The sequence below is a fragment of the Halomonas sp. H10-59 genome, assembly GCF_040070555.1.
Lineage (GTDB): Bacteria > Pseudomonadota > Gammaproteobacteria > Pseudomonadales > Halomonadaceae > Halomonas > Halomonas litopenaei.
This window is the reverse complement of record NZ_CP098828.1, coordinates 2,141,688-2,160,267: the sequence shown is the minus strand read 5'-3', so window position 1 is coordinate 2,160,267 and position 18,580 is coordinate 2,141,688. Positions and strand designations below refer to the sequence as shown.

At 66.1% G+C, this 18,580-nt stretch carries 12 protein-coding genes; 9 read left to right on the top strand and 3 right to left on the bottom strand.

Going from position 1 to position 18,580, the window contains the following annotated elements; all coding sequences use genetic code 11:
- Positions 1 to 97 precede the first annotated feature (97 nt).
- From NFG57_RS09375 to NFG57_RS09335, 9 genes are all read left to right on the top strand, one after another.
- A complete protein-coding gene (locus NFG57_RS09375; RefSeq protein ID WP_124804712.1) occupies positions 98 to 319 on the top strand; it encodes a hypothetical protein in 222 nt (73 codons plus the stop codon).
- A gap of 382 nt (positions 320 to 701) precedes the next feature.
- Positions 702 to 836, top strand: a complete 135-nt coding sequence (locus tag NFG57_RS09370; RefSeq protein WP_348816038.1) for a hypothetical protein — start codon at positions 702 to 704, stop codon at positions 834 to 836.
- Positions 837 to 1,108: 272 nt separating this feature from the next.
- On the top strand, positions 1,109 to 4,834 hold the full coding sequence (gene recC / locus NFG57_RS09365; RefSeq protein WP_348816037.1) for an exodeoxyribonuclease V subunit gamma: 3,726 nt from the start codon (positions 1,109 to 1,111) through the stop codon (positions 4,832 to 4,834).
- The gene (gene recB, locus NFG57_RS09360) at positions 4,831 to 8,835 is read left to right on the top strand and encodes an exodeoxyribonuclease V subunit beta (protein WP_348816036.1); all 4,005 of its coding nucleotides are present in this window, start codon (positions 4,831 to 4,833) and stop codon (positions 8,833 to 8,835) included. Before recC ends, recB begins: the two co-directional genes overlap by 4 nt.
- Positions 8,832 to 11,054, top strand: coding sequence for an exodeoxyribonuclease V subunit alpha (recD, locus tag NFG57_RS09355; RefSeq protein WP_348816035.1), 2,223 nt, complete (start codon positions 8,832 to 8,834; stop codon positions 11,052 to 11,054). Before recB ends, recD begins: the two co-directional genes overlap by 4 nt.
- A 210-nt stretch (positions 11,055 to 11,264) precedes the next feature.
- Entirely contained in the window at positions 11,265 to 12,260 is a 996-nt protein-coding gene (locus NFG57_RS09350; protein ID WP_348816034.1) for an ion transporter, read from the top strand.
- 89 nt (positions 12,261 to 12,349) lie between these two features.
- A complete protein-coding gene (locus tag NFG57_RS09345; RefSeq protein WP_348816033.1) occupies positions 12,350 to 12,739 on the top strand; it encodes a DUF2442 domain-containing protein in 390 nt (129 codons plus the stop codon).
- Positions 12,740 to 12,956: 217 nt separating this feature from the next.
- On the top strand, positions 12,957 to 13,406 hold the full coding sequence (umuD, locus tag NFG57_RS09340; RefSeq protein WP_348816032.1) for a translesion error-prone DNA polymerase V autoproteolytic subunit: 450 nt from the start codon (positions 12,957 to 12,959) through the stop codon (positions 13,404 to 13,406).
- Complete coding sequence (locus tag NFG57_RS09335) at positions 13,403 to 14,671, top strand: Y-family DNA polymerase (RefSeq protein WP_348816030.1); 1,269 nt, start codon at positions 13,403 to 13,405, stop codon at positions 14,669 to 14,671. The genes umuD and NFG57_RS09335 overlap by 4 nt, the downstream gene beginning before the upstream one ends.
- Positions 14,672 to 14,806: 135 nt before the next feature.
- On the opposite strand, the gene NFG57_RS09330 is transcribed toward NFG57_RS09335, so the two are convergent.
- The 3 genes from NFG57_RS09330 to NFG57_RS09320 all read right to left on the bottom strand — a co-directional run bounded on the left by NFG57_RS09330 (position 14,807) and on the right by NFG57_RS09320 (position 18,576).
- Positions 14,807 to 16,312, bottom strand: coding sequence for a sugar porter family MFS transporter (locus NFG57_RS09330; protein ID WP_083970647.1), 1,506 nt, complete (start codon positions 16,310 to 16,312; stop codon positions 14,807 to 14,809).
- 156 nt (positions 16,313 to 16,468) lie between these two features.
- The gene (locus NFG57_RS09325) at positions 16,469 to 17,377 is read right to left on the bottom strand and encodes a TIM barrel protein (RefSeq protein WP_045994832.1); all 909 of its coding nucleotides are present in this window, start codon (positions 17,375 to 17,377) and stop codon (positions 16,469 to 16,471) included.
- A 50-nt stretch (positions 17,378 to 17,427) separates the two neighbouring features.
- Positions 17,428 to 18,576, bottom strand: coding sequence for a Gfo/Idh/MocA family oxidoreductase (locus NFG57_RS09320; protein WP_348816029.1), 1,149 nt, complete (start codon positions 18,574 to 18,576; stop codon positions 17,428 to 17,430).
- Positions 18,577 to 18,580: the final 4 nt, after the last annotated feature.

Genomic DNA, 18,580 nt, shown 5'->3' with positions numbered 1-18,580 from the left:
CACCGGCACAACGTCGCCGACATCACCGGCAGGAAGATGTCGTCAGCAGGGCTCCGGCTGTTCCTGCAACACCAACCACGACCACCAGAGGACGCTTATGCGCAACAAGACCACCGCGGTCGTCCAGTGGATACGGCGTGAGGCTGGGCCGCTGCTGGTTGCCAGCATCTTCCCGCTGCTGCTGATCGTCTACTTTTTCAAGGAAGGTTTCTCGATCAAGGTGCTGGCGCTGTTTCTCGCCCTTCCGCTGGTGGTCTATCTGTCGCTGAGTGTCGCTATCTGGCTGTGGTTCGTGGTCAGAAACCGAGACTCTCGATAAGGACTCCGGGGCGCGTGGATCACGGTGCCCAAGGTGCTTCGCGCACACGACGGCCCTCTCTGTTGCAGACTATCCTTAACCAAGTGGTTAGCTAACAGGAAGCTCATCGTGGCTGCTCAAATGTCTGCAAAAATTTGTCTCAAGACCAACATGCACGAGGCCAAGCCCATCTATCCCAGCTGACCGCTGCCGCTCAGCGCGGGCAGGAGGTACTGATCTGCAAGAACGGGAAGCCGGTTGCACGCATTGAATCCTTGAAAGATCGAGGATTTGGCCTGAATGAGCTCTATGGTCTGACCAAGGGTCGTATCGAGGCGGAGGCTGGCTGGGATGCTCCGCCGAAAGAGGACGTCATCGAAGCGTTGTTTGATGGAAATCATCCATGAAGCGCTACCTGCTCACTATCGATCTTTGGCGCTGGCCGACTGAATGGTTGCCCGCCGATGGCCTGATAAAGCGCTACGAGCCGGCTCGCCGCTATATCGCCCCGGTCGATGAGCTGTTGCCATCTCGGTAGTGCTCGGCAAGACACCGCCTGGCCGAGGCCGACACTTGCTCACCCCCATCGAACCGCCTCTTCATCACAGACGAAGCCTGCCTTGCGATGTTGGTCTATAGATGATGCCCGTCTACGACCAGACACGGTGGTCATCCGGTGATGGTGATCCCCGCCGCCGCATCCATTAGGCTATGCCGAGACGTCCCGACGATGCCGAAGCCTGTGCTGTTCAAGCAAGCGCCGTCACCGCCTCGGGCTGCCACGCCTTCACGCAGTACAGAGAACTCGCCATGACCGATACCACCGCCGCCTCGGGCTTGATCGTCCTGCAGGGCAACCGTATGGAGGATCTGCGTGATCTGACCCTGAAGTGGCTGGGGCGACGCCCGCTGCATCCGCTGGCGCGCACCCTTTTTCTGGTGCAAAGCAACGGTATCGCCCAGTGGCTCAAGACCTCCATCGCCGAGCGCCAGGGCGAACCGGGCTACGGCGTCTGCCTCGGCACCGACGTTGCCCTGCCCGCGCGCTTTCAGTGGCAGGCCTACCGCGCGGTGATCGAGGCGGTGGAAGGCTCGGGGCAGGTGCCGACCACCTCCCCCTGGGACAAGAGCCGCCTGCGCTGGCACCTGATGAAGCTGCTGCCCGAAGCCCTGGACGACCCGCTGTTCGAGCCGCTGGCGCGCTACCTGCGCGAGGACGATGAGCAGCGCAAGCGTTACCAGCTGGCCGAGCGCCTGGCTGACCTGTTCGATCAGTACCAGGTCTATCGCGCCGACTGGCTCACCGCCTGGGAGGCCGGCAACGATGTGCTCACCCTGCCCGGTAACCGTGTCACAGAGGTCCCCGATGACCAGCGCTGGCAGCCGGCACTGTGGCGCAGGATCAGCGACGCCCTGCCTGCCGACCAGCGCCACAGTCACCGCGGCGCCGTGCACCAGCGTTTCAAGCGGGCCGCCGAGCAGCTGACCCACGAGGTCGAACGGGGCGAGACCGCCTGCCCCCCGGAAATACCGCCGCGTATCGTGGTGTTCGGCATTTCGTCGCTGCCCCAGCAGACCCTGGAGGTGCTGGCCGCCCTGTCCAGCATCAGCGAGGTGGTGCTGTGTCTGCTCAACCCCTGCCAGTTCTACTGGGGCGAGATCATCGAGACCCAGGAGGTCCTGCGCCGCCACGTGCGCCAGCGCCGTCGCCAGGGCATGCCGGCGGAGCTTCACCACTCGCTCGAACAGCTGCATCTACACGCCCATCCGCTGCTGGCGGCATGGGGCAAGCAGGGCCGCGACTACCTGCAGCTACTCAGCGAACATGACCACACCGACGTGGAGGCGTTGAGCGCCCTGCTCGACGACTCGGTGGATCTGTTCCTGGCGCCGGCCACCGACACCCTGCTGGGCCAGCTGCAGGACGACATCCTCAACCTGCGCCCGCTGGCGGAAACCCAGGCCGAGTGGCCAGCGCTTGATCCCGAGCAGGACCACTCGATCCGTTTTCACATCTGCCACAGCCCTCAGCGTGAACTGGAGGTTCTGCACGACCAGCTGCTCGAGGCCTTCGCCGAGGATGCGACGCTCGAACCCAGGGACGTGATGGTGATGGTGCCGGACATCAACGACTACGCGCCCTATATCGACGCGGTATTCGGCCAGTTCGCCCCGGGCGAGAAGCGCCACCTGCCCTACCACGTGGCCGACCAGCAGGAACGCCATCGCGAACCCATGCTGGTGGCACTGGAGACCCTGCTGTCGCTGCCGCGTCTGCGTTTTCGCGCCAGCGAGATCCTCGACCTGCTGGACATCCCGGCCATCCGCACGCGCTTTGGCTTTGGCGAGGGGGACCTATCCACCCTGCAGCGCTGGATTCGCGAGGCCAACGTACGCTGGGGCCTCGATGCCTCCCAGCGAGCCGAACTCGGCCTGCCGGAACACGACGAGCTGCACACCTGGCGCTTCGGCCTCGAGCGCATGCTGATGGGCTACGCCGTGGGCGAGGCCAGCGACGACGGCGAGGACTGGGGCGACATCGTGCCCTACGACGAAGTCGCCGGCCTCGACGCCACCCTCGTGGGACCGCTGTACCGGTTGATCATGACCCTCGACGAGGTTCGTCAGAGCCTGCTCGAACCCAAGACCGCCAGCCAATGGGACCAGGTTCTGGGAACCATGCTGGAGCACACCCTGGCCCCCGGCACCAGTGCCGAGGAGGCATTGCTCGGGCGCATCCAGGCGGCGCTCGAGACCTGGCACGACGAGGTCGATTCGGCCGAGGTCGGCATCCGCCTGCCGCTGGCGGTGGTGCGCGAAAGCTGGCTTTCGCGCATCGACCAGCCCCAGCTGTCCCAGAGCTTCATGATGGGCCGCATCACCTTCGCCACCCTGATGCCAATGCGCGCGATCCCCTTCCGCCACGTCGTGCTGCTGGGCATGAGCGACGGCGCCTACCCGCGCCGCGCCGAGGCCATGGACTTCGACCTGATGGCCATGCGCGGGCACTATCGCGCCGGCGACCGCTCCCGGCGTGACGACGACCGCTACCTGTTCCTCGAGGCGCTGCTGTCGGCGCGGGACCGACTGACCATCAGCTGGTGCGGACGCAGCCCCCAGGACAACGGCGAGAAGCCGCCCAGCGTGCTGGTCGGCCAGCTTCGCGACCACCTCGGCAAGGGCTGGCGCCTTCCCGACCAACCGCCCCACGATGAGCGCTCGCTGGCCGAAGAACAGCAGATGACCGAGGCCCTGCTCACCGCCCTGACCACCGAGCACCCGCTGCAGCCCTTCGGCGCCGGCTACTTCCTGGCCGACTCGCCGCTTTATACCTACGCAGACGAGTGGCAGACCCTGCACCAGCGTGATTCTCGTCACCCGGACCCCATGGCGGCCACCTCAGCCGATGAGGCGTTACCACCCTGGCGCCCCGAGGGCGCCATCGGCCTGTCGCAGCTTTCAGGCCTGCTGCGCGATCCCGTCAGCGCCCTGTTCCAGCAGCGCCTGTCCACCAGCATGCGCGACGAACAGACGCTGAGCGACGACGACGAACCCTTCGCCTTCGCCGGCCTTGCCAGATGGCAGCAGCGCGAGGCCCTGGTGCAGCCGCTTGGCCAGCGTCTGGCCCACGACCGCGCCTGCGACCCGGCCCTGTTGATCGAACGCCAGGTCCAGCGCCAGCAACGCGCCGGCCACTACCCGCCGCCACCGGTGGGCCCGGTGATCCGCCGCCAGTTGCTTGAGCGAATCCCCGACGCTCTCGACCATTACCGCGAACTGCTCGAGCGCTACCCGCGCTCGCTGGAGCGGGCGCCGCAGCTTCGCCACGACAGTCGCCTCCCCTTGTCCGACTCGAATGAGACCCTGGTACTGGAAGACGCCCTGTCCCACCTGCACGCGACCGACTCTGCCCCCTCCTCCGGGACCAGCGACGAGGGCGACGCGGACGCAAGTGAGGTCGCCCGCATCGTGCTGTTGACCAGCCAGATCCACCAGGGCGAGCATTTTCACTGGAGCCAGATCCTGCGTCACTGGCCGGCGCACCTGGCGCTGCAGTGCCTCTACCCGAATTCTCCGAGCCATCTGGTATCGCCCAGCGGCGTGCTGGAGATCCCCGGCATGCCCCGCGAACAGGCCGCAAGACGCCTGGATGCGTTGATGCGGCGTTGGCTTGCCGCCATGCAGGGCGCCACGCCTTGCCACCCCGACATCGCCTTTGCTCTGCTCGAGGAATACCCCGTGGCAGAGGATGCAGCCTGGCCACCGGCAGACGCCCAGACGTCAGCCACACTACGCAAGGCCTGGGAGCAGGCCTGGGAAAAACTGCCGGAGCGAAGCCCGCTGCTGCTGCGCGAATTTCCAAGCCTGGATGAGTTGATCGGCGCCGAGGGCTTTGCCGAGGCCTGCCGTGAGCTCTACGCCGACCTGCATGGCTGGATCAGCAGCGCTCGCAAGGGCTCTCACAAGGGTTCAGACAAGGGCTCTGACAAAGCATCGGGCAAGAGTAACGCCACCACCGGGAAGGAATCCGCATGAGCCTACCGTCCGACCTTTTTTCCACCGACGACCAACCGCCTTCCCCGGACAACGCCGGCCAGACACCGCTGCCACTGGCGCTGCCGCTGCAGGGCAGCCAGTTGATCGAGGCCAGCGCCGGCACCGGCAAGACCTTCACCATCGCGCTGCTCTACGTGCGTCTGGTGCTGGGCCACGGCCAGCCGGACAACCCGGCCAGCAGACGCGACAATGGCTTCAGTCAGCCGCTGGTGCCGCCGGATATCCTGGTGGTGACCTTTACCGAGGCCGCAAGCCAGGAGCTGCGCGATCGTATCCGGGCGCGCCTGGTCCAGGCCGCCGAGGCCTTTCGCGCCGGCGACAGGGACGACGGCTCGACCACGGCCCCGGACGACGGCCTCGCCGAACGCGACCCGCTGCTGGCCGCGCTGCGCGACGACTTCGAGCGCGACGCCTGGCCCGCCTGCGCCCGGCGACTGATGCTTGCCGCCGAATGGATGGACGACGCCGCCATCTCGACCATCCACAGCTGGTGTCAGCGGATGCTCAAGGAGCACGCCTTCGACAGCGGCAAGCTGTTTCGCCAGGAGGTGGTCAAGGATCTCGGCGAGATGACCCAGGAGGCGGTTACCGACTACTGGCGCACCCGCGTCTACCCCCTCGACGAGCCCCTGGCCGCGTCCATGGTCGAGCTGTTCGGCTCGCCCCAGGGGCTGAACAAGGCGCTGCGCAACCTGCTGAGCCGCGAGGATGCCAGCCTGGTCTTCTGTGGCGAGCCATTGGCCGCTGGTGATTTCGGTGCCCATCTCGCCCAGTTCAGCGACGCCCGTGGGAGCGCCGACAAGCTGGAAGACGCCGCCCGCCGCGCCTATCTGGACGAGAAGGAGGCAGTGCATGACTGCCTGCACGCGCTGCGCCCGGCGATGCACGGCGGCAGCTTTCGCGGCAAGGATGACGACGACACCTTCGACGGCTGGCTGGAACAGCTCGACAACTGGGCAATCGGCAAGCTGTCCCTTGCCGAGGCGAGCTTCGTGCAGAAGCTCGCGCGCTCCAAGCTGCGGGTAAAAAAGGGCACCGAGGTGCCCGAGCTTGGCCTGTTCGAGGCCCTGGAGGCGTGTCGCGATAACGACGAGCAGGTCGAGACCCTACAGCGCGAGCTCTACCCGCAGGTGCTGGCGGATGCGCGCGACTGGGTCAGCCGGCGGCTGTCCGAGCAGCTCGAGGCCAACGCCCAGATGGGCTTCAATGACATGATCACCGGACTGGCCGGCGCCCTGGACGGCGACGGCGGCGAGACCCTGGCACGGCGCATTCGCCAGCAGTTCCCGGTGGCCATGATCGACGAGTTCCAGGACACCGATCCGGCCCAGTACCGCATCTTCGAGCGGGTCTATCGTATCGGCGATGCGCCCACCGCTGAGCCAGACGCCCAGCACGACCTGGATGGGCCACGCGCTCCTGACCATGACGCCACGGCGCTGATCCTGATCGGCGACCCCAAGCAGGCGATCTACGGCTTTCGCGGCGGCGACATCTACACCTACCTGGGCGCCCGTCACGCCACCCGCGGGCATCACCACAGCCTCGACACCAACTTCCGCTCGAGCCAGGCCGCCGTGGCGGCAGTCAATCGGCTGTTCGCGTTTGCCGAACGTAGCCACCCCCGCGCGGCCTTCCGCTTCGCCGCCGACGACCACAATCCATTGCCCTTTCAATCCGTCGGCGCCAACGGTCGCAAGGAAACCCTGTGCCTGGATGGCAAGCCCGCCGCTGCGCTTACCGGCTGGCTGATCGCCGACGGCAACAAGGACAACGGCTGTCTTAACAAGGAAGGCTACCTGCGCGAGGCCTCCCGCCACTGCGCCGACCGCATTGCCGACTGGCTCAATCAGGCCAGTCCTGGCGACGGCTCTCCAAGCGCCGGTTTCGCCACCTCAACGAACGCCGGTGACGGCAAGCTCACACCGCTGAAGGCCGGCGATATCGCCATCCTGGTGCGTGATCGCAGCGAGGCCAGCGCCATACGCAACGCCTTGAGCGAGCGCGGCCTGGCCAGCGTCTACCTGTCGGATCGTGACAGCGTCTTCGCCACCGCCGAGGCCCGCGACCTGCATCACTGGCTCAAGGCCATGGCCAACCCGGAGTCGGTGTCGACCCTGCGCACGGCCCTGGCCACCGCCACCCTGGGCCTGGGACTGGCGGAGCTCGACCGGCTGCAACGCGACGAGACCGCCTGGGAGCGGGTACAGGAGCGCTTTCTTGGCTACCGCCTGCGCTGGCAGCGTCGGGGCGTATTACCGGCGCTGCGCCAGCTGCTGCACGACTACCGGATCCCCGAGCGCCTGCTCGGCGCCCACCAGGGCCAGCGTCGCCTGACCAACCTGCTGCATCTGGCCGAATGGGCCCAGCAGGCCAGCGACACCCTGGACGGCGACCACGCCCTGATTCGCGTGCTCGCCGAACACCTGGACGACCCCGGCCACGACGAGCAGATCCTGCGCCTGGAAAGCGACGCCGACCTGATCCAGGTGGTGACCATCTTCAAGTCCAAGGGGCTCGAGTATCCGCTGGTGTGCCTGCCGTTCCTGTGCACCTACAAGGAGATCAGCGGCCAGTCCGGCACGCCTCTGTACCACGTCGACGACCAGCCGCTGCTCGAACTGGCGGCCAAGAAGGAGATGGCCAAGGAGGGCTTTGAGCTTGCCGACGACGAACGGCTATCCGAGGAGGTACGGCTTCTGTACGTCGCCTTGACCCGAGCGCGCCACGCCACCTTCGTTGGCCTTGCGCCCCTCAAGCTCGGCAACGCCAGGAGCGCCACCCTGCACAAGTCAGCGCTGGGCTACCTGCTGGCCGGCGGTGAGGCGATCCCTGACCTGACAAACCTGCGCGAGCGCTGGGAGACCATGAGCGGGGGCTTCGACGCCATCGCCCTGGACGCCATCGACGCCAGCAGTGATACCCCCCAGATCCAGTACCACCCGGTCACCACCGAGCTCGCCACCAAGGGCGCGCGCACGCCCAGCCACCGCCCCTTTGCCCCCTGGTGGATCGCGAGTTACTCCTCGCTGGCCCAGAAGGGAGCCACCGCCCCCGAGACCCCCGAGGCCGAAGTGCTCGAGGAAGAGCACCTGGACGCCCGCCTGGTGCCCGCGGTGCGGGAAGCCGGCGCCCCCGAGCACGGCACCCTGCACGCCTTCCCGCGGGGCCCTGGCCCTGGCACCTTCCTGCACGGCGTGCTGGAAGCGCTGGCCGAGCACGGCTTTAGCAGCGCGCTTGACGATGCAGGCCTGCTTGCCCGCCTGGCCCAACGCTGCCGCCGCCGCGGCTGGGAAGAACACACCCAGGCGCTGACCGATGGCATCCGTCGCTGGCTGACCACGCCGCTGACCACGACCACACAAGAGCGCCCCGACGGCGAGGATGCCGACCATGGGCCGCTGCTGGCGAGCCTTGAGCGCTACCGCGCCGAGCCCGACTTCTGGTTCGCCACCCATGACGCCATCACCCCGGCCATGGACAAGCTCACCCGCCAGCATCTGTTTCCCGGAGAGCCCAGGCCCCAACTGGGCTATCAGCGCCTCAACGGCCTGCTCAAGGGCTTTATCGACCTCCTGGCCGAGCATCAGGGGCGCTTCTATATCATCGACTGGAAATCCAACTGGCTGGGTCCGGACGATGACGCCTACCACCAGGACGCCATGCGCGCCGCCATGCTCGACAAGCGCTACGACATGCAGCTTGCGCTCTACCTGGTGGCACTGCATCGCCACCTGCGCCAGAGCCTGCCGGACTATGACTATGACCGCCACGTAGGAGGGGCCATGCTGGTCTTTCTGCGCGGTATTACCGCGCCCTCGCGCGGCGTCGCCGCGATCAAGCCGCCCCGAGCCTTTATCGAGGCACTCGACGATATCCTGGCAGGACAGGCGGGCCACGCCGCAACCGCAACCGCGACAACAACCCACGAAAGCGCCACCGGCCATGACAATGACACCAGCGGGGAGGCAATGGCATGAGTGAGGCTAACCCTGAGGTACACCGCGAGGGGAACGGCGAGACACCGGGCGATGCCGCCTCGACCGCCCTGCCGTCCTCGCCCTTTGCCACCCCGGAGCAGGCGCTGGCCGACCCCGAGGCGCTGCTGTCGCTGCTGTTTGCCTGGGCCGAGCACGGCTGGATCCGTGATCTGGACGCGGCGCTGCCCCACCGCCTGGCGAGGCTCGCCCCGGATGGCGACGCCAGCTGCCTGCTGGCGGCCATGCTGGTCAGCCACCAGGCCGGCCAGGGCCATCTGCTGCTGGATCTGAATCAGGCCCGCCGCCAGCCCGAGACACTGATCGCCGTCGCTCGGGACGTGGCGCGTGACGACACCGCCCCGCCCCCGCCGGAGGCCCTGCTCGGCCGTCTCGGCGACGACTGGGTAAACCGGCTTCAGCGCTGGTCGGCGGTGGCGCAAGGCCCAGGCGCCAGCCCCCTGGTTCTCGAGGCAGAGCGCCTCTATCTACGCCGCTACTGGCGCAACGAACAGCGGGTCGCCAGCGCCATCGCCGCGCGGCTGTCGACGCCCGGCACTCCAACTCAGGACACTCCAACCGAGGATCATCCGACCGCCGACGGTGACGCCGCCCGCCTGCGTCCGGTGCTGGATACGCTGTTTCCCCCGTCCGATCCGCGTGCCGACCAGGCCGCCTCCCAGAAGCTCGCCTGTGCGCTGGGCGCACGCGCCCCCTTCGCGGTGATCACCGGCGGCCCCGGCACCGGCAAGACCACCACCGTCATCCGTCTGCTGGCGCTGTTGCAGACCCAGGCCATCGCTGAGCGCGGCGCCCCCCTGGCGATACGCCTGGCCGCCCCCACCGGCAAGGCGGCGGCGCGACTCAGCGAATCCATTCGCGACCAGATCGCCGCCCTCGACGAACTGCCGCTGCCGGACGCCGCCCAGGTACGCGCCTCGATTCCCCACGAGGTCTCGACCCTGCACCGGCTGCTCGGCGCCCGACCCGATACCCGTCACTTCCATCATCATCGCCTCAACCCTCTGCCGCTGGACATGGTGGCGGTGGACGAGGCGTCGATGGTTGACATCGACATGATGGCGGCGCTGCTCGACGCCCTGCCGCCCCATGCACGCCTGGTGCTGCTCGGCGACAAGGATCAGCTCGCCTCGGTGGAAGCCGGCGCGGTCCTCGGCAACCTGTGCGCCCGGGCCGAACAGGGCCACTATCGCAACGACGTCAGCGACTGGCTCGAAGCGGCTACCGGGCTGTCGTTGCCCGAGGCCCTGCACGACGGCGACGGCCGGGCGCTAGATCAATCCGTCGCCATGCTGCGCCACTCCTTTCGCTTCGATGACGCCAGCGGTATCGGCCAGCTCGCCCGCGCCATCAACGCAGGCGACAGCCGGCGGGCGCTCGCGGTGCTGGACGACACCGCCTTTCCCCAGGCCCAGCGCCAGGCCCTGCCCCGCGCCAACGAACGGCGCCTGATGACCCTGGCGCTGGATGGCCGAGGCCAGGACGCGGCCTGGGGCTATCGCTTCTATCTGGGCGCCATCACCCCGCGTCCCGGCACCCCGGAAGCTGGCGCACTCGAGCAAAGCGGCCTGCTGCGGCCACGCCCGTCGCTGTCATCCGAGCGAGCCGAGTGGGACCGCTGGGCCTCTGCCATCCTCGAGGCCCACGCCCAGTTCCAGTTGCTGACGCCGCTGCGCGCCGGCCACTACGGGGTCGAATCGCTCAATCAGCGCATCGAGCAGGCGCTGGCGCGGGCCGGACTGATCGACAAGCCGGATCACAGCACCCACTGGTACGAAGGCCGCCCGGTGCTGGTCACCGGCAACGACTACGCGCTCAAGCTGATGAACGGAGATATCGGCATTGCCCTCAAGGTGCCGGTGGAGTTCGCCAACCCCGAGGCCGGTACCACCCTGCGCGTGGCCTTTCCTGCCGGTGACGGCCAGGGCGGCATCCGCTGGGTGCTGCCCAGCCGGCTGCAGCGGGTCGAGACGGTATTCGCGATGACGGTGCACAAGTCCCAGGGCTCGGAGTTCGTCCATACCGCCCTGGTGATGCCGGACACCCTGTCGCCGATCCTGACCCGCGAACTGGTCTACACCGCCGTCACCCGCGCCAAGAAGACCTTCACTCTGCTCAGCGCAAGCGACGTGGTGCTGGCCAAGGCCATCGAACGACGGATTGCGCGTCAGAGTCGGCTGTTTCAGTCGCCCGAAACATAGGCCCTGCAAAATCGCCCGGCATATTGTTCCGGTTCAGTAGCCCGGCGCATTTATCCGGTTCAGCAGCCCGGAGATGCTGCCCATCGACAGAAAGCCGCATCCTCACAGCGCCAACGACGCTTTGGCACAAGGCGAAGTGGGGATGCGACCAACGCCAGGACGCTCTAGGCTGGTGGAGAATGGAGTGTCACACGCATCCAAGGAGGACTCATGCCCGCCACCCGCACGACCTCGCCCGCCCTGGAGCGGGCTCATCTGGTGTGGGACCTGTTCATCATCGCGCTGGTGATCGCCAACCTGGCGCTGTTGCTGTTCGACAGCCTGTTTCTGCTGCCACCGCTCAACGCCGCCTTCGAGGCGGCGGCCCCCGGCCTTCACGGCGCCTACGACCGGCATATCCATGCCAACTTCTTCAGCATCGACCTGGCCTTCGTCGCCGTCTTCCTGTTCGACGTACTGCTTGGCTGGGCCGTCGCCATCTACCAACGGCGCTACCACCGCTGGTTCTTCTACCCCTTCGTGCACTGGTACGACGTGCTGGGGTGTATTCCCCTCGCCGGCTTCCGCCTGCTGCGTATCCTGCGTGTGATCTCGCTGCTGCACCGCCTGCACCGCCTGGGACTGATCGACGTGCGTCGCTGGTATCTCTACTCGGTTGTCGCCAAGTACGCCGATATCCTGATGGAGGAACTCACCGATCGTATCGCCATCCGCCTGCTCGACAACGTCCAGGAGGAACTCACCAGCGGCGACGGCCTGGCCTCACCGGCCATCGAGAAGATCGTCACGCCGCGCAAGGAAGCCCTGGTGCGGGAAGTCAGCCAACGCCTCGAGACCATGGTCGGCGACATCGCCCACCACAACCGTTTCGCGACGCTGGCCTACGTGCGCGGCCTGGTCGCCCGCACCCTGGCCGAAACGCCGGAGCTTCAGCGACTCAAGCGCCTGCCCATGGGCTCCCAGCTCACCCAGGGCCTGGAGTCATCGATGTCCGACCTCGCCTGCCACCTGGTCGATGAAGCCCTGAACGGTCTCAAGTCCAGGGAGTTCTCCTCGCTGGTCGAACATATGGCCGACAGCGGCTTCGACGCCTGGCTGCGTACCGACCCCGAGACCGAACAGATCACCGAACAGGTGCTGGTCGACATGCTGGAGTTGCTCAAGGAACGTATCGCGGTCAAGCGCTGGCACGACAAGTACGCGTGAAGGGAGCGGGCCACAGGGTGAGCCCTGTGGCCCACTGGGCATTCAGGTCTCGCATATTCTTTGCGATGGATCTGCGGTCGCTAAGCTAGATGGCACAACCACGGCTAATGCTGTGGAATGCGATGGTGGCACAATCGATGACTGCACGGAGGGAGACGCCTGCGAACGAGGAGAGACACGTGGCCATTACTGAAGATGACGTCCGGCAGACAGAGGCCCGCATGGCCTGTAAACGCGATCACGCCCACGTCGTTTCCGCGCGATACGACGGTCGCAACCATCGCGTCATCATGCACCTGAACTCAGGGCTTGAGCTTGCGATCCCGTCGCACCTCGTGGAAGGTCTCACCGACGCTACGCCAGTAGCCCTGGCCGACATAGAGGTTTCTCCCACCGGGCTTGGCCTTCATTGGCCCCAACTCGATGCTGACCTCTACGTCCCCGCCCTCCTGCAAGGCCAATTTGGCTCCCCCTCCTAAGCTAAAGGATCGCACGCCGACAGGGCTCTGCCTGTGGCCCAGGTCGTAGCCAAGCCAACTTTGCCCCCGCCCTCCTGTGCTGGCGCAGCCATGCACCTCCTGATACTGTATATCCAAACAGTATGTGCGATTCAGGAGGCCCCCATGCGCGACGACCATCCCCTTGTTTGGCGAACCCTTTCGTGTAGCGCCTATGGCAACGACGGGAGCCTGTGCCATGAGTCTTGAGGTGGAGGTGCTGGGGAAGGTCGACCCCCACGCGCCCGCAACCGCCTTGCCGCTGGCGGCGACCGAGGTTCGCGCGGGCTTTCCGTCACCGGCCGATGACTACCTGGAGGGACAGCTCGATCTGGTGGCGCATCTGGTGCCCCACCCCAGCGCCACCTTCTACCTGCGCGCCAAGGGCGAGTCGATGAAGGGCCTCGGCATCTTCGACGGGGATCTGCTGATCGTGGATCGCTCGCTGGAGCCGCGCAGCGGCTCGGTGCTGATCGCCAGCGTCGACGGTGAGCTGACCTGCAAGCAGCTTGGCTATATCGGAAATCGCCCCTACCTGCTGGCGGCCAACGAGGCCTTCGCGCCGATCCCACTCATCGGTCGCGACTGCGACCTGTGGGGCGTGGTCACCCACAATATCCACGCCCTGGCAGCGGGAGTCGCGCGGTGATCGCGCTGGTCGACTGCAACAACTTCTACGTCAGCTGTGAGCGGGTCTTCGATCCTTCACTGCGCGGCAAGCCGGTGGGGGTGCTGTCCAACAACGACGGCTGCGTCATCGCCCGTAGCCAGGAGATCAAGGACCTCGGCGTTGCCATGGGCATGCCTGCCTTCAAGATCGAGGGCGCGCTGCGCAGGCAGTGCATCCTGCTGTCGAGCAACTATGCGCTCTACGGCGACATGTCACGTCGGGTGGTCGATACGCTGCGGGAGTTTGCTCCCGCCGTCGAGGTATACAGCATCGACGAGTGCTTTCTCGACCTGGCGGGCATGGCGCCCGCCGGGCTGGACGCCCACTGCCGGCGCTTGCGACATACGGTGATGCGCCACACCGGCATTCCCGTCGGCGTCGGCGTGGCGACCAGCCGAACCCTGGCAAAGATCGCCAACCACCAGGCCAAGAAGGATCCCCGCGCAGACGGCGTCCACGTACTCGAGGCCGATTCGGCGGCAACCCGGGCGCTGCTGCAACGCCTGCCGGTCACCGAGGTCTGGGGCGTTGCCGGGCGCACCGCCGCCCGGCTTGGGCAGCTCGGCATCGAGTCCGCCTGGCAGCTACGTGAAGCCGACCCCAAGCATATTCGCCGCCATTTCAGCGTGGTGCTGGAACGCACGGTACGCGAGCTTCGCGGCGAATCCTGCATCCGCCTCGACGACGTCGGCGCCCCGCGCGAACGGATCATGACCAGCCGCTCCTTTGGTCGGCCCACCGACGATATCGCGCAGTTGCGCCAGGCAGTGCGCGCCCACGCCGGCCGCGGTGCTGAAAAGCTGCGTGGTCAGGGCAGCGTGGCGCGGGCGCTGCTGGTGTTTCTGAAGACCAACAAGCATCGTCAGGATCTGCCCCAGCACCATCCTTCGCTGGTGGTTCCGCTGGAGCGTCCCAGCGACGACAGCCTCGAGATCGTGGCAACCGCGACCCGGGCGCTTGCGCGTATCTATCGCCCAGGACACCAGTACATGAAGGCCGGCGTGATGCTGCTCGACCTCGCCGACAAGACAAGCCTGCAGCAGGATCTGTTTGCCGTCGACGACGCCAGACAAGCGCGCAATCAACGCCTGATGGACACCCTGGACGCGATCAACCGGAAGCACGGTCGCGGCGCCTTGAGCCTTGGCAAGACCAGCGTGGACGCGGCCTGGCAGCTCAAGTGCGAACACCGCACCTCAGGCTACACCACCCGCTGGGATGAACTGCCGATCGCCAGGCTATAGCCACACACGATAGCGTCACGCCATGCCCCCATCCCTGCCGGGCAACCCCGCCAACACGACGCTGCCCCTGGCCCCGTTATCACGGGGGCAGGGGCAGCGGTGACGATCAGCCATTACTGCCTGGTGAAAGGATGACTACTCCGAGGTGACACTCTTGCCTTGTCTGGTCAGCTCGCGACGCCGCTTGCTCAACCGTGTGGCGGTGATGTCTTCCAGCTCCTCCAGCGTCTTGCCCTTGGTTTCCGGCACGTAGCGCAGGACCACCAGCAGGCTGATCAGCGTCAGCACCGCATACAGCCAGAAGCTGAAGCCACCCCCCGTCAGCTCATTGAGGAAGGCATTCTCGCGCAGCATGGGGAAGGTCTGGGTGACCATGAAGCCCATGAACCACTGCGCTGCCACCGCCAACGACATGGCCCGCGCGCGGATGGCGTTGGGGAAGATCTCCGAGATCAGCGTCCAGCACACGCAGCCCCAGGAGATGGCGAAGGAGACTACATAGACGATCAGCGCGATAAGTGCGCCCGGCCCGGCCTCGCCTCCGGCGATCACAACGCCGAGGAAGGTCATGGCCACCATGCTGCCGAGGCTACCCGCCACCAGCAGTGGACGACGGCCGACCTTGTCGATCAACAGCATGCCCAACAGGTTGCCGCCGACAAAGGTGACCCCCATGATCGACGTCTGCAGCAGCGCATCCTCGTTGCTGGCGGTCACCGACGACAGCACGTCAGGCGCGTAGTACATCACCACGTTGATGCCCGTCAGCTGCTGAGCGGCGGCGATGAAGACACCGATCATCACCAGACCGAAGGTGCCCTTGGCGCGCAGCGACACCTTGCGTTTCGTCTGGCCACGCTCGAACGACTTCTGGATATCACCGAGGGTCTGCTCGATGGCCTCGGGACGATAGAAGCGTCCCAGCACCCGTCGCGCCTCGTCGATCCGCCCTTTCAGCACCAGCCAGCGTGGTGACTCGGGCACGAAGGGAACCAGCACCGCGAAAAGAATCGAAATCACCGCTTCCGAACCCAGCATCCAGCGCCAGCCGAAATTCAGTATCCAGGTTTCGGCCATCCCCTTGGCGATGAAGTAATTGACGAAGAACACCACCATCTGGCCGAACACCACCGACTGCTGGAACAGACTCACGGTACGCCCGCGCAGGTAACCCGGTGACATCTCGGAGATGTACATGGGCGCGATGACGCTGGCCATGCCGACGGCCACGCCACCGACCATGCGCCACCAGATGTAGCTCTCAAAGGTGCCGGCAAGACCAGAACCGAAGGCCGAGGCGGTGAACATCAGAGCAGACAGCAGAAAGACCGCTCGGCGGCCGTACAGGGTCGAAAGCCAACCGGCGATGAGGGCACCGCCGATGCAGCCGATGACCACCGACGATACCGCCCAGCCCTTGGCGGCGGGTGAAAGATCGAAGTACTCGGCGATGGGACCGATGGCGCCGGAAATGACCCCGGTGTCATAGCCGAACAGCATGCCGCCAAGGGCGGCGACCAGGATGATCTTGACCAGATAGACCAGCTGGGTGGATGTCAGTTGTTGCTGCTGACTGGCCGGTGGTGACACGCCGGCCGGTGAAGGGGCAGCGCTGGCGCTGCCATCGTGTGACGTGGGCATGGTGACCTCTCGTTGAAGGTTGTTGTAGTACCAAGAGTCCTGCTTGCGCAGGCATGACAAGACGTCACACCCCGATCTCGCTGGCGGATGACGTACACACGGCTGAGCCCCTGCCCCCCACCGAGGCCGCCCAGGCCACGGGGAGGAGTCTGTCCATCAGGCCTCGGCCAAACCCTGTTGCAGAATGTGGCGCTCGATGAACTCGCGACTCTCGCGGGCGTTATCCAGGGCATCGTTGTCCCTGGTCGGATCCACGTCCTGTTCGACGGTGATCCAGCCCTGATAGCCGATGGCGGCCAGGCTTTCGCGCACAGCATCGAAGTCGACACTGCCCTGGCCCAGTGGGCAGAACACGCCCTGACCGATGGCGCGGTAGAAGTCGGTGCCCTGGGCCACCACATCCTCAAGCACTGTGGCCTGGACATCCTTGAAGTGGATGTAGACGACCCGCTCTCCGTAGTGGCGAATCAGCTCGGCGGGATCGATGCCGGCATACAGGCTGTGGCCGGTATCGACACACAGCTTGACCAGGTCCTGATCGAGCTCCGCCATGGCACGGTCGACCTCATCGCGGTACTCGATGTAGCTGCCGGCGTGAGGATGGAGCACCGGTATCACCTGATACTGGTGACAGATCTCGGCCACCTGACGAATGGTGCACATCATTTCCGCCCACTGGACGTCGCTCAGTCGGGTGGCCGAGGCCTGCTGCCCCGCCTGATCGGTACGTGGCGAGCTGACGTGATCGATGATCACCATGTAGCTACCCTGCTGGGGTTTAAGCACCTCGCAGGTCGCCCGGGTGTAATCGAGGATCTGCTGTCGCTGCTCGGGATCGTGCAGGTGCTTGAAGATGGTGCCGGCCACCAGCGAAAGCCCCCGCTGCTCAAGCGCCTCGGCCAGCGTGTCCGAAGACGTGGGCAGGTAGCCCAAAGGGCCCAGTTCGGTGGCGTTGAAGCCGGCCCCGGACAGTTCGTCCAGCACCGTGAACCAGGGGGGATTGGCCGGGTTGTCGGCAAATTCGATGCCCCAGGAACAGGGGGCATTGGCAAGCTTGATCTGCATCTTGGTGGTCCTCAGGTTGTTGGTGGCGTGCTTGGCGATGCAACGAAGGGCTAGAACGCCACCCAGGCGCCATCGTTGTCGGCGGACTCGACGCAGCACTCGAGCAGGCGCACGCCTTCGATGCCGTCGTCGATGTCCGGATACCACAGGCCGCCAGCGGCGCCGTGCATCGCAATGGCGTAGCGGTGGTAGAGGTTGGCCCAGGATTCAAAGAAGCCCTCGGCATGGCCGCCGCCGATACGATTGCAGGCCACGCCAGGGTCGTCGGTCGCCAGATAGCCCATGCCACGCTCGAGAATGCGCACCGGCTGGTTCTGCACTTCGTGGCGCAACTGGTTGGGATATTCGTCCCACCATTCGAGGCTGGCCTTCTCCCCGACGATGCGAATCTTCTGCTGATGCATGGAGCCGGCATTGACGGCACTGGCCCACAGCGACCCCACGGCGCCGCTCTGGTACTGCAACAACACCTGGGCGTTGTCCTCCAGCGGTGCCCGGGTCGCCACGAAGCTCTGGCGATGACACAGCAGCCGTTCGACCTTGAGCCCAGTGATGAACTGGCCAAGGTGGAAGGTGTGGGTGCCAAGATCCCCCAGAACGTAGGTCGGGCCTGACACTGCGGGACTGGTGCGCCATTTGGCGCCACTGCTGGTCTGCTCTACCGGCTGACTGTGAAAGCCGTGGGCAAACTGCATGTTGACCAGGCGTATGTCGCCCAGCTCGCCGGCCTGCACCATGGCCCGGGCCTGGTGCAGCATGGGATAGCCGCTGTAGCCATACATGACGCCGAACACCAGGCCCCGCGCCTGGGCTTCGGCCTTGAGTTGCTGCGCTTCGGCGACGGTGAAGGTCACCGGCTTCTCGCAGATGACGTGCAGTCCGGCCTTGAGTGCAGCAAGACCGATCGCGAAATGCGTGCTGTTGGGGGTGGCAATGCTGACCGCCTGGATGCCATCGTCGCGTACCGCTTCGGCACGCAGCATGCTGGCGTAGTCCGGGTAGCAGCGCTGGGCGTCGACACCCAGACGACTGCCGAAGTCGCGCCCGCGCTCGGCGTCCAGGTCGAAGGCGCCGGCCACCAGCTGAAACAGGCCGTCGCGCTGTGCCGCGGCCCGATGGGCATGGCCGATCTCGCTGCCCCTGCCTCCGCCGACCATGGCCCAGCGCAGCGGGGTGAGTTGGTGTTCCTCGTTGAACATTGGT

Coding starts and splice junctions, on each gene's coding strand:
- NFG57_RS09375 (WP_124804712.1), top strand. CDS start 98: ATGCGCAACAAGACCACCGCGGTCGTCCAGTGGATACGGCGTGAGGCT.
- NFG57_RS09370 (WP_348816038.1), top strand. CDS start 702: ATGAAGCGCTACCTGCTCACTATCGATCTTTGGCGCTGGCCGACTGAA.
- recC (WP_348816037.1), top strand. CDS start 1,109: ATGACCGATACCACCGCCGCCTCGGGCTTGATCGTCCTGCAGGGCAAC.
- recB (WP_348816036.1), top strand. CDS start 4,831: ATGAGCCTACCGTCCGACCTTTTTTCCACCGACGACCAACCGCCTTCC.
- recD (WP_348816035.1), top strand. CDS start 8,832: ATGAGTGAGGCTAACCCTGAGGTACACCGCGAGGGGAACGGCGAGACA.
- NFG57_RS09350 (WP_348816034.1), top strand. CDS start 11,265: ATGCCCGCCACCCGCACGACCTCGCCCGCCCTGGAGCGGGCTCATCTG.
- NFG57_RS09345 (WP_348816033.1), top strand. CDS start 12,350: ATGGCACAACCACGGCTAATGCTGTGGAATGCGATGGTGGCACAATCG.
- umuD (WP_348816032.1), top strand. CDS start 12,957: ATGAGTCTTGAGGTGGAGGTGCTGGGGAAGGTCGACCCCCACGCGCCC.
- NFG57_RS09330 (WP_083970647.1), bottom strand. CDS start 16,312: ATGCCCACGTCACACGATGGCAGCGCCAGCGCTGCCCCTTCACCGGCC.
- NFG57_RS09325 (WP_045994832.1), bottom strand. CDS start 17,377: ATGCAGATCAAGCTTGCCAATGCCCCCTGTTCCTGGGGCATCGAATTT.
- NFG57_RS09320 (WP_348816029.1), bottom strand. CDS start 18,576: ATGTTCAACGAGGAACACCAACTCACCCCGCTGCGCTGGGCCATGGTC.